The following is a 12,128-nucleotide window of genomic DNA, read 5'->3' on the forward strand; positions in this document are numbered from 1 at the left end:
GAGAGATGGTATCCATTCATTAGTTATGGTTATTATAGATTTCAAATTGCAGGAAGGCGGCAATTTGAAATCTATTAGATATATGCGAAGCCGGTCTCTGTGGATAAACCATTTTTGCGAATATTACCCTGTTACCACAGGCTAACTGCGAGCCATTATCATTCCTTAAGATGATTACACTGTACTCAACGATTCAGCAAAAATTTAATGTTGCTTTTATGTGAACGAATTAACACAGAGTTCAAATACTGGTATGCTGGCTGAGCGAAACTGGGCATCTTACCTTACACCTACTGCATCAGTGATGATGGCTGGTGGTAACAATAAGCCTGGCAAAATAAATGATAATTATAGCGAGGAGAGAGTCGTGCTAGAAGAATACCGTAAGCACGTAGCCGAGCGTGCTGCTGAGGGGATCGTCCCTAAGCCATTGGATGCATCACAGATGGCCGCGCTGGTTGAAGCATTAAAAAATCCGCCTAAAGGCGAAGAAGAATTCCTGTTAGACCTGCTGATTAATCGCGTACCACCCGGTGTTGATGAAGCCGCCTATGTTAAAGCCGGTTTTCTGGCCGCAATCACCAAAGGCGAAGCCCACTCTCCCCTGATTACCGCAGAAAAAGCAATCGAACTGCTGGGTACCATGCAGGGCGGCTATAACATTCATCCGCTGATTGATGCGTTAGATGATGAGAAGCTGGCACCGATTGCCGGCAAAGCCTTATCTCACACCTTGCTGATGTTTGATAATTTCTACGATGTAGAAGAAAAAGCTAAAGCAGGTAACCCACACGCCAAAAAAGTGATGCAATCCTGGGCGGATGCCGAATGGTATCTTTCTCGCCCGGCGCTGGCAGAGAAAATCACGGTAACTGTCTTTAAAGTGACCGGTGAAACCAACACCGATGACTTGTCTCCGGCTCCTGATGCTTGGTCTCGTCCTGATATCCCATTGCATGCGCTGGCGATGCTCAAAAATGAGCGCGAAGGTATTCACCCCGATCAGCCGGGCAGTGTTGGCCCTATCAAGCAGATCGAAGAGCTGAATAAAAAAGGCTTCCCACTGGCTTATGTTGGTGATGTAGTCGGTACCGGTTCTTCTCGCAAATCCGCCACCAACTCGGTGCTGTGGTTTATGGGCGACGACATCCCTCACGTGCCGAATAAGCGCGGTGGTGGTGTGGTGCTGGGCAGCAAAATTGCGCCAATCTTCTTTAACACGATGGAAGATGCCGGTGCGTTACCAATTGAAGTCGATGTAGCCAACATGAACATGGGCGATGTCATTGATATCTTCCCATATCTTGGCGAAGTTCGTCGCCATGATACCGGCGAAATCTTAGCCACTTTCGAGCTTAAAACCGACGTATTGTTGGACGAAGTTCGTGCCGGCGGTCGCATTCCCCTAATCGTGGGCCGTGGTTTGACCACGAAAGCGCGCGAATCTTTGGGCTTGCCGGTGAGTGAGGTATTCCGTGTCGCTAAGCCGGTTGCTAAAAGCAATAAAGGTTTCTCGCTGGCACAGAAAATGGTTGGCCGTGCTTGTGGTGTCACCGGTGTGCGTCCGGGGGAGTACTGCGAACCTAAAATGACCTCGGTCGGTTCGCAAGATACTACCGGGCCAATGACCCGTGACGAGTTGAAAGACTTGGCATGTTTGGGCTTCTCGGCTGACTTGGTGATGCAGTCATTCTGTCATACTGCGGCATATCCAAAGCCAGTCGACGTGACCACCCATCACACTCTACCTGACTTCATTATGAACCGTGGCGGTGTGTCTCTGCGCCCAGGTGATGGCATTATTCACTCCTGGTTAAACCGCATGCTGTTGCCAGATACTGTTGGCACTGGCGGTGACTCCCATACGCGTTTCCCTATTGGGATCTCCTTCCCAGCGGGTTCTGGTCTGGTGGCTTTTGCAGCCGCGACGGGCGTAATGCCTCTGGACATGCCGGAATCTGTACTGGTGCGCTTTAAAGGTGAAATGCAGCCGGGGATCACCTTGCGTGATCTGGTGCATGCCATTCCTTACTATGCTATCCAGGAAGGTTTGCTGACTGTAGAGAAGCAAGGCAAGAAAAACATTTTCTCTGGACGAATCCTGGAAATTGAAGGTCTGCCAGAGCTGAAAGTCGAGCAAGCCTTTGAATTAGCTGATGCTTCTGCTGAGCGATCTGCTGCCGGTTGTACCATTAAACTGGATAAAGCGCCGGTTATCGAATACCTGCAATCCAACATTGTGCTGTTGAAATGGATGATTGCAGAAGGCTACGGTGACCGTCGTACTCTGGAGCGCCGTATTAATGGCATGGAAAGCTGGTTGGCGGATCCGAATCTGCTGGAAGGCGATGCAGATGCAGAATACGCCGCAGTGATCGAAATTGATCTGGCGGATATTACTCAGCCAATTTTGTGCGCGCCAAACGATCCGGACGATGCGCGTTTGTTGTCTGATGTTGCCAACAGCAAAATTGATGAAGTCTTTATCGGTTCGTGCATGACCAACATTGGCCACTTCCGGGCGGCAGGTAAGTTATTGGATCAGCATAAAGGCCAACTGCCAACTCGGCTGTGGGTCGCACCGCCAACTAAAATGGATGCTGCCCAGCTGACGGAAGAAGGCTATTACAGCATCTTCGGTAAAAGCGGTGCGCGTGTTGAAATTCCGGGTTGCTCATTATGTATGGGTAATCAGGCGCGGGTCGCGGATGGCGCAACGGTGGTATCTACCTCCACCCGTAACTTCCCGAACCGCTTGGGCACTGGGGCGAATGTTTATCTGGCCTCGGCTGAGCTGGCGGCGATTGCCTCACTGCTTGGGCGTCTGCCGACTCCTGATGAATACCAAACTTATATGGCTCAGGTTGATAAGAGTGCGGCAGATACTTACCGGTATCTGAATTTTGATCAGTTGACTCAATATACAGATAAAGCTGATGGTGTGATTTTCCAAACCGCCGTGTAACCCACTCTATCCTTTGTACTTGCAGCTGCAATTACTTTGGGTATAAGGTGCACCAGCTAAACAAACGGGGGGCCAATGGCCTCCCGTTTTTATTTTAACTACCAAGTTTGATTGGCGTTTTTACGGGTATTTACCGGCTTTGCGAGATAGCGCCAAGTCAGGCCGCCAATAACGATTACACTCAATAAAAGAGCATCAGGAGGGCGTGCTATGGACTATGAATTCTTGCGTGATTTAACAGGGCAAGTGCTCGTCAGATTTTCCATGGGGCATGAAGTGATTGGCCACTGGCTCAATGAAGAAATTAAAGGTGATTTGGCGAAACTGGATCAAATTGAAGCCGCTGCCACTGAAGTTAAAGGCAGTGAGCGCCAATGGCAGCTGGTGGGGCATGAATACACCTTATGGCTGGATGGCGAAGAAGTGATGGTGCGAGCCAATCAACTGGATCTCGACGGCGATGAGATGGAAGAAGGCATGAATTACTATGATGAGGAAAGCCTTTGTCTGTGTGGTTTGGAGGATTTTTTGTTAGTTTTGAAAGGCTACCGCAATTTTATCACTTCAAATAAGTAATTTGGGTGAGAGAAGCTAATACTTCTGTGGCTTCAAGTAATAAAAATATACCCAAAGAACTTGGAGTTGCAGGTAGGCAGCCAGCGAACTTATCCCGATGAGCTTACTCCAGTAAGTGATTCGGGTGGGTGAGAGAAGCTAACACCCCTGCGGCTTCAAGTGCGAAGGGTATGGCGGCTGGCAGACCAGCAGAGCAGTGAGCCGATAACGACCATGCTCACACCCGGCCAGAATGCGGCCGAGGGCGGGGTATTGAGCCATAAACTGGCAATCAATATTGATAACAAGGGTGTGAAATAAGAGAGGGCCGCGACCAATGTGGCGTTGCCTTTTTTCATGGCGCTATCCCAACACAGGTAAGCCAGCGCGGTATTTGCTCCCATCAACAGCAACTCAAAGGTGGCGCGCTGAGTAAAATGCAACTTACCGGGTGTCAGCATAAAGAACATGATCCACAGGCACAGGGCGCAGGCGAGTAAAAACAGAGGCAATGCCCCGGGGCCACGGCTGTACAACCGCACTAAATTGGAATAACCCGCCCAGGTAAAGGCCGCAATCAGCGCCAGACTGTAGGCCAGCGGATTACTACTGACATTAGTGCGCAGGATATTAACATCCAACCCATCACCGCCACTGACCACCCAAACCACACCAAATAATGCCAGCGCGGCCCCCAGCCACAGCCACCAACGCGCCTGTAATTTGAGCAATGGCACTGCCAACAGCAGAGTCAGACTTGGCCACAGATAGTTAATCAGGCCAATCTCAAGTGTTTGCTGGCGATCATTTGCCATACCAATAGCCAGGGCAAAAGCCACCATATACACCACAAACAGTAAACCACAACCATACAGATAAGCCGGATGTTGCCCGCGCAGCGTCGGTTTACCAGCGACCAGCCACACCAAAATCCCACTGACAGTATAAATAGCCGCACCCGCGCCAAATGGCCCCAAGGTTTCAGACAACCCGCGTGTTAAGGCAACACTCATGCTCCACAGCAGGATTGCAATAATGCCATACAGAGTAGGGAGGCGGTTCATGGAGGGGCATCTTCCTTGTGCGACGTCATATAGAAAATAGGATCTTCTTATACCGCGTCAATCAGGATGATGGGAATAGCTGAAATGCATAATTGATAAGTCAGGTTAAGGATTTGGCAGATTTTTGATTGTTGGTTCAATAGTTATCAATATTATTTTGTGCAATGTTAATTATTATTTTCTTTATAAATAATAGGTTAAACAGAAAATCAGTCAAACTGCGATAAAATTTTCATATCGAATTGTGTAGGCTAACTCGAGAGCTACTTCCTCTGACCGAGTCGCTGTGTTGCCTATTGGCAGGCTGCGAATGGGGTGTTAACCCGACACAATACCAGGATGGTGAATTTATGGCAGGATTTGCTTATCAACGCATAGTTAGTTGGCTACTGGTTTATTTCACTGCGGTGCAGCCGTTACATCCAGCGATTGCCGCTGGTATTCAGCCGGATAATCCTCAAACTCAAGTCCAAATCCATAATGAGATTCTGGTAGTCAATATTGCTACACCGAATACTGCTGGAGTTTCCCATAATCGCTACCGCGACTTTAATGTTCCACCAGCAGGGGCCGTGTTAAATAACGCTAACGCGACTCTACATACAGCTCAAACACCTTACTTAGCGGCCAATCCACATTTAACGGGTAATAGCGCCCAGTTGATTATCAACGAGGTCACCAGCCGTCAACCTTCATTACTGGATGGCTCGCTGCGTGTCTTTGGCCAAAAGGCTAATGTGATTATCGCCAATCCTAATGGTTTGAGCTGCAATGGTTGCGGGTTTAGTAATATGGAGGGGATTACCTTAACCACCGGAAGACCGATGTTGAACCGGTTGGGTGAGTTGGACAGGCTCAATGTGGTGGGCGGAGAGATTACAGTAGATGATAAAGGATTACGTTCTTTCCACCAGCAAGACACCACCCTCATCAGCCGCACGCTGAATCTTAAGGGAAAAATCTATGCTAATCAGCTTGATATTATTCTGGGAGCTAATCGGATTAATTACCAGAATGGCCATATTCAACCTGTGCCTGTGTCGCGAGCCACGCCCGCACTGGCATTAGATACCAGTGTATTGGGTGGAATGTATACTGATCGGATCCGTTTGGTATCAACGGAAAAAGGCATGGATGCCAATCTTAATAATATTGTTAGCAATCAAGGGGATATTACGATTGATATTGCGGGGGATATAACCTCCGGAAATATTACTGCGAAAAAGGATCTTAATATCACCAGTAAAAATACCAGCGTCTCTGTGGGCAGTAAATTACTCAGTGGGCGAGATATTACACTGGTAAATACCAAATTAAATAATTTCGGTCAAATAAATTCAGAAGGTGATATACGAATTTTTAGCGACAAAGTATATAACACTGGCGGTTCGGCTAAGCTGCATGCTAAAAACCAGATGTGGATACAAAAAGATGCTGAAGGTAATAAAACCACACTGATCGAAAATAAGTCAGGCACTATTAAAACTGATAACAGTGATTTAATCATTCGAACCGAAAAACTGGATAATTCCCGCCAAATATTTAGTACTGACTGGGAGGCGTTGACGCCGGATTCTACCCATGCACAAATTTATGACTATTCAATACCTTATGATCCATCTTTTATAGATACCGGCGAAATTTCAGAAGATCAGCTTCCCGATAGTTTTCCCAGTGAATGGTTTGATACAGCAACTCTTAGAGTTATTCATGCACTAAGTGTTCAGCTTTTATATAAGGTGAATACTGAGCGGAGTCTGTATCAGATAACTGAGATGACGCCCGCAGCAACAATATATTCAGGTGATAATCTCTATATTAACGCTACTCAGCTGACTAATACCATTAGCAATATCAATGCAAAAAAGGATATTTTCCTGACTGGGAAGGATTTTTTAAATAGTAGCTATAGTGGCTGGATAAAGGATGAGTTTATTGATTATATGGTATGGAATGGCATGCATCACAGTAACTCATCCAGAGAGGAATATTGGCATTCTATATGGACTGAGTCAGAAAAATACAATGGTGCAATCACCACAGATGGAAATGTGGTATTTGATTTTAGTAATAATATTAAATTTTATCCGCTAGCATCAGAGAATCTTGTTACCGATGGTTCTGGCTTTGTGCTTAAAGAACCGAAACAACCAGTGGTAAAAGGTAATAATATCTTGCTGCATGCTAATACTATTTCTGGCAATGATTTAATACAGGCCCGTGGTGATGTCACATTTATTGCTGATGATATAATTAACTTAAATGATGCTTATTTACGCGGAGAAGATATTTCCATTACTGCACTGAATGATATTAATGCCGTACGCGGTGAAATTGCTGGGCGCGATGTTATGTTGCTGAGCAGAAAAGGTAATATTAAATTCAAACAAGATTATGACAGTAAGCACTATTTGCAGCCTGACCAGCACCGAGTTATTAGCCAGATAAATGCTAAGCGGGATTTTAGTGCCACTGCGGGTAATAGTATTAGTTTGACCGATACCTTATTACACCCCGCCAATAATATTTATTTTTTGGCAAATAATGATATTAACATTACGCACAGCAAAGATTTATTAGATGAAATGCACGGTGGGAAAATTTTCAACAGAGAACAAAGTATACAGATTCTTAATACACTATTCTCTTTGCCGGGAAAACTAAAAAGTCATCAGGATATAACCTTTAATGCCGGCAATAATTTGACCCTACACGGAATAACGCTAGAGTCAGGGCAAGACATTAACTTGCATGCCGCTCGTGATATTGATCTGTCACCGCGTGATATTTCATTTAATTTTGACCGTCCACCATCAGAGGATTTTTTCCGTCCAGAAGATGATTACCAGCTATTCTCCGTTGCCTCTCGCACTCCAGAACTTAGTGCTCAGATTAATGCTAAAGGTAATGTATTAATCAATGCTGGCCGCAATATTCTGGCCCAAGCTACCAAGATTTCCGCTGACAACAATATTAACCTCTTGGCAGGTAAGGATATCCAGCTGGCGGCTGTGCGCTATTCTGGCATTGATGATTTGGATGGGGGTCAGCGCCAGGATCGTCATATAGTCACTCGATTACATGCGGGTAAAGCGCTTAATGTCGCGGCGAACCATCAATTACTCGGCTATGGGGCAGAACTCACCTCTGGCGACGATATGACGCTGACTTCCGGCAGTAATATGCGCTTTGAGTCGCTATTGAATGAACAGCATCAGGGCGGTGGTGATAATTTCAGTTTTAATAAGCTGCAACAGCCGACTCGACTTAATAGCGGCGGTATTCTGACGCTAATTTCAAATGGCAGTATTTTGTTTCAGGCCACTCAATTGATGGCTAAGAAGGTGATGGATATCGCGGCTGAAGGTGGCTATCTATTCGCCCAGGCAATGGAAGAAACCAGCCATGCAGAACAGCGCTGGAGTAGCCGCAAGTGGTGGGGGCGGAAGAAAACGCACCATAATGTTCAGTATTCAGCCAGCAATAAGGTCACGGAGTTTACGGCTGATGGAAATATCAGTCTGCTAAGTCGTGATGACAGCAGATATCAGGCCAGCAAAATCGCCGCAGGTCAAAATGCCAGGCTAACCAGTACGCACGGTAAAGTGATTTTTGAAGCAGTCAAAAATACTACGTTTGAGCAAAAAACGACTTTATCGAAAGGTTTTTATATCAAACAAAGTGATAAGGGATATCAGGAAGAAAAATGGGTTTTGCCTAACATTCATACCGGTGGCGAATTAACCGTTGATGCGGCTCAAGGTATCAGCGCCGATATAAAAATCCAAAATGGCCAGTCATTGCGCAATGCCGTGATTGCACTCAGCCATACCCCCGGAAATCAATGGCTGAAAGATTTGAATCTGCGCGACGATGTGCAGTGGCAAAAAGTGATGGATGCCTACCACAGTTGGGATCACCGCAGCCAGCAATTAAATCCGGTGGTTGCGGTCGTCATTGCCATTGCAGTGGCGGCGGCAACGGCAGGATCGGGGTTGGTTGCGGCGGCCGGAGCTGCAGCAGGCGGTGGGATGGCCGGAGGCGCGGTGACGGCCGGAATGTCTTCTTTGGCATCGCAGGCGGCGGTATCGCTGGTGAATAATCAGGGGAATATCTCTAAAACCTTCAAAGAATTAGGCAGTAAATCATCGGTGAAGTCGCTGGTGACCTCAATGGCGGTTGGCGGGGCGCTATCTGGATTTGATGCTGCCTTAGGTTTTGATAGCACTGCCAACAGTGCCCATGCGGCTGAATTACCGCGCCTGAGCAATGGCGATTGGAGCAAGACTGCGCAGCGAGTTGCTGGTCAATCAATTATTCGTTCCAGCCTGGATACTGGCATCAATGGCGGCAGCTTTAAAGATAATTTGGCCACGGCATTATTTGCCAATACTGGCGCTCAATTACATGCCGAAGGGGCGCATTTAATTGGTAATAACGGCCAGGTGTTAGGTGCGCCGGGTAAAGCACTGAGCCATGCATTGGTGGCCGGGGTAGCGGCTGAAATTGGCGGTGGTAGTGGCAATGGAGCCGCCGCCGGTGCACTGGCAGCAGAACTGGCCGGGGCAGTAATGGGCGAGAACTTTATTGGCACGCAGCACTGGCAGGCGAAATCTGAACGTCAGGCCCAGCTCGCCCGGTTCCTCGGTGGGGTGGTCGGTGCAGTCTTTACCGGCAAAGCCGAAGGGGCCTACAGCGGAGCCAATGCAGCTGAAGTTGCGTTTCGTTATAACTATCTCAGTCACCATCAACAAAAACTGATGGAAGCTGAGATGAATGCCGCCAACACACTGGCAGATAAGGGGAAAGTATTTATTAAGTGGGGGGTAACCAGCGCTAAACAAGACGGTGCCTTTGCGGCGGGCATGGTTGCTGGTGTGCCAGAGGGGCTGTACGACAGCGGCGTTGAGTTGGTGGGGTTGTTGCAAGAGCCCAAACAAACCTTTATGGCACTGCGCGAGCTGATTAACAGCGATGATGCAGTAGGAACGGTGGCGCGAGGTATCAGGCAAGACTGGCTGGCGCGGATTGACCGCATGGAAGCACATTATCAGCAAGCTGGCACCCGCGGTGCCTATGATTCAGGAAAAGAAGCGGGTAAGCTACTGGTAGAATATGGTGGCTATGCTACCGCAGCGGGTGGTATAGCGGCGGGTAGTACGCGCATAGCCAGCAAGCAGGTAAGGAAGTTTAGTGAACCAGGGATCGCGAGCGTAAGTCAGGCAACTACGGGCATTCGATGGGGGCAAGGCATTCGGCAGCAAGGTATGCCGTGGGAAAATTATGTAGGAACACAGCTTCCGGCTAATTCACGGTTGCCAGCGAATTTTAAGACATTTGATTACTATAATCCTATTAGTCGAACTGCCATCAGCGTAAAAACCTTAGATACTACGACCGCGGCCAGAGTGGCAAATCCTAATCGGGTCTATTCGTCTCTTAAGGGTAACATTGATTCAGCTGCGAGATTTACGGATTACACATTAGATAATGTTCCTCTGAGTAGTAGCATGATTGGTTTTCGTGAATTGCGTGTGGCAGTGCCAACAGGAACTACACCAACACAATGGACTCAGATAAATCGAGCAATCGAATACGGTCAAGAACTAGGTGTGAAGGTCATTATAACAACGGTGAAGTAATTTTAATTATGGAACAGCCAGATAAGAAATTTTGGGCTTACGCGAAGACCAATAAGGATTTTGTATTTATTGAAACATATTCAGGATATTGGAATTGCCTTCCAGATCCAGAAGGGAAGCAATTTAATCTACTTGCTTCATCTGAAGATGAAACTATAGGCCATGCTATCGTTGAAGCCTTAGCTGCAAGTCGTTTTCTTCATCCTAAAGATTACCCTGATTTTTTTGATATCAGGGGGCGGGTTGTACCGCAATATGAAGAATGGGTTAAGTCGATCATGGACGAATATGGCTATAAAACTAAACGAGCCATGTTTAACGGCATGAAAAGCTGCGGTATAGAAAGCCAGAACGGAATGATCACATTGCGTCCCTCTTACCACGAAAAACTGGAAGCATGGAGTGGCAAAGGGATCACTGAAGCTGATTATGTAGTGATCTCAGCCAACAGCCCCCCAGCTAATATTGGTGCGGCACTGCGATTGGCTCTTAGTCGTTGCAAAGGGTGATATTGAGCTTACCCAGCTACCGAAAATAACGAGCTATTCTCAACATGCACTAGAACAAATAGCGGGAAGAGATGGTGGTATAGGGGTAAGTAAAAGTGCAATGGATAGTGCTTGGGTTAATCCATTGAAAATCGAGTATATCCCATCAAAATATGGGACAACATTTAGATATACAGGTAGTGATGCAGTTATTGTCGTCAATAAAGAAGGAAGAGTGGTTACAGGCTGGGATAAGTTATCTGCGGGAACTGCAAAATGAATGAGAATCTAAATCGGCATCAGCAGAATTTAATCACCGCTTTATGTAATATTAGTGAAGCTTCCAAACAATCACTTGCCGAGAAAGCTATTGCTGAAACGCTGATATTAAATGAGCTCGAAGAGCTGTGTAGCTTAATATCTAATGAGTATATGTTGAATGGTATTACCGAAAATTTTGAACCCAATGACTATGGAAGAGAACTTGAAGATCTGTTGGATATTGTGAATAGGAGGAGATTGAAATAGCTATTGTGGTGTTCATTGCCCAAATAGTAACGTTCACAATAATAAATCATTTATCAATACGCCTAATGAGAACATTTTTACTACTTTAGTTATTAAAGGTAGTTCGTTTAGCCGGGGCAGTAATGGGCGAGAACTTTATTGGCTCGCCGCACTGGCAGGCGCAACTTATGCCACTTCGGTGGGTGGAATAGCAGCGGGTAGTACGCGCCTTGCCAGCAAGCAGGTCAAGAAGTTTAGTACGAGAGGAACAACGGCCGTTGTTGATGCATATAGTCCACTGAATAAGGGCCCTCTAATAGAGCAAATTTCAGGGACTTTTAGAGGCGGTAGTTACAAGGAAAATATTACTACTAAACCCACAACGTTATATAGAGTCTATGGTGGGAGCTCTGGAGAATTAAGTGCTATTGGACCAGAGGCCAAACCTACAGGACCAGTTCAATCAATCATTGATAGTGCTTTGGATCCTAAGTGGGGAAATACTGCGACTAAAATTGTAGAAATAAGGGTTCCTACTGGAGTTAAATTTTATGAAGGAACTGCTGCTCAACAATCAGGTTTAGTTGGTGGTGGTAATCAAGTTTATATCCCTGGAAAGGTGAGTACATCATGGATAGTAAAATAATGCCTTTATATATATGGGAAAAAATTAGTTCTTTCCAATCGATTGGTGAATTTAATAGATTTCAAGAATGGATTTATACTCAACTTAAGAATGAAATTGTAACCGAAGTCCCAGTAGCTGCATATTATGCAAGTGAAAATTTTCATGAGCGTTGGTTTCGAAAAGCCTCTGGTGAAATTTGGCGTTTAGTTGATCCGGATTTTCCTTTTCTAGGATATTGGGGGCCAGTTAGATGATGGGATAATTGTGGGTTTATTAATC

At 46.2% G+C, this 12,128-nt stretch carries 9 protein-coding genes; 8 read left to right on the forward strand and 1 reads right to left on the reverse strand.

All coding sequences use genetic code 11. The features are described from left to right. The first annotated feature begins 367 nt into the window (after positions 1-367). Positions 368-2,965, forward strand: coding sequence for a bifunctional aconitate hydratase 2/2-methylisocitrate dehydratase (gene acnB, locus YROHD0001_RS11625; RefSeq protein WP_032816566.1), 2,598 nt, complete (start codon positions 368-370; stop codon positions 2,963-2,965). Positions 2,966-3,175: 210 nt separating this feature from the next. Further along, positions 3,176-3,541, forward strand: coding sequence for a protein YacL (gene yacL, locus YROHD0001_RS11620; RefSeq protein ID WP_032816510.1), 366 nt, complete (start codon positions 3,176-3,178; stop codon positions 3,539-3,541). 155 nt (positions 3,542-3,696) lie between these two features. Here yacL and yddG read toward each other — a convergent pair whose 3' ends face one another. Further along, positions 3,697-4,584 carry an aromatic amino acid DMT transporter YddG gene (yddG, locus tag YROHD0001_RS11615; protein WP_004714106.1) on the reverse strand — a complete coding sequence of 296 codons (888 nt, stop codon included), beginning with the start codon at positions 4,582-4,584 and terminating at the stop codon, positions 3,697-3,699. 350 nt (positions 4,585-4,934) lie between these two features. On the opposite strand from yddG, the gene YROHD0001_RS11610 reads away from it, so the two are divergent. The 6 genes from YROHD0001_RS11610 (at position 4,935) to YROHD0001_RS0117625 (ending at position 12,103) form a co-directional block, all read left to right on the forward strand. After that, positions 4,935-10,226: a DUF637 domain-containing protein gene (locus YROHD0001_RS11610; RefSeq protein ID WP_004714107.1), complete on the forward strand. Its 5,292-nt coding sequence runs from the start codon at positions 4,935-4,937 to the stop codon at positions 10,224-10,226. A gap of 8 nt (positions 10,227-10,234) precedes the next feature. Further along, the gene (locus YROHD0001_RS11605; protein WP_004714108.1) at positions 10,235-10,735 is read left to right on the forward strand and encodes a contact-dependent growth inhibition system immunity protein; all 501 of its coding nucleotides are present in this window, start codon (positions 10,235-10,237) and stop codon (positions 10,733-10,735) included. 100 nt (positions 10,736-10,835) lie between these two features. After that, positions 10,836-10,994, forward strand: a complete 159-nt coding sequence (locus YROHD0001_RS20425; RefSeq protein WP_004714109.1) for a hypothetical protein — start codon at positions 10,836-10,838, stop codon at positions 10,992-10,994. Beyond that, positions 10,991-11,242, forward strand: coding sequence for a hypothetical protein (locus YROHD0001_RS0117615; protein ID WP_032816511.1), 252 nt, complete (start codon positions 10,991-10,993; stop codon positions 11,240-11,242). The genes YROHD0001_RS20425 and YROHD0001_RS0117615 overlap by 4 nt, the downstream gene beginning before the upstream one ends. Positions 11,243-11,420: 178 nt before the next feature. Further along, positions 11,421-11,867, forward strand: coding sequence for a filamentous hemagglutinin (locus tag YROHD0001_RS0117620; RefSeq protein WP_186373602.1), 447 nt, complete (start codon positions 11,421-11,423; stop codon positions 11,865-11,867). After that, positions 11,852-12,103: a hypothetical protein gene (locus YROHD0001_RS0117625; RefSeq protein ID WP_042542333.1), complete on the forward strand. Its 252-nt coding sequence runs from the start codon at positions 11,852-11,854 to the stop codon at positions 12,101-12,103. The genes YROHD0001_RS0117620 and YROHD0001_RS0117625 overlap by 16 nt, the downstream gene beginning before the upstream one ends. Positions 12,104-12,128: the final 25 nt, after the last annotated feature.

It is taken from the genome of Yersinia rohdei ATCC 43380, assembly GCF_000173775.1.
Classification (GTDB): Bacteria; Pseudomonadota; Gammaproteobacteria; order Enterobacterales; family Enterobacteriaceae; genus Yersinia; species Yersinia rohdei.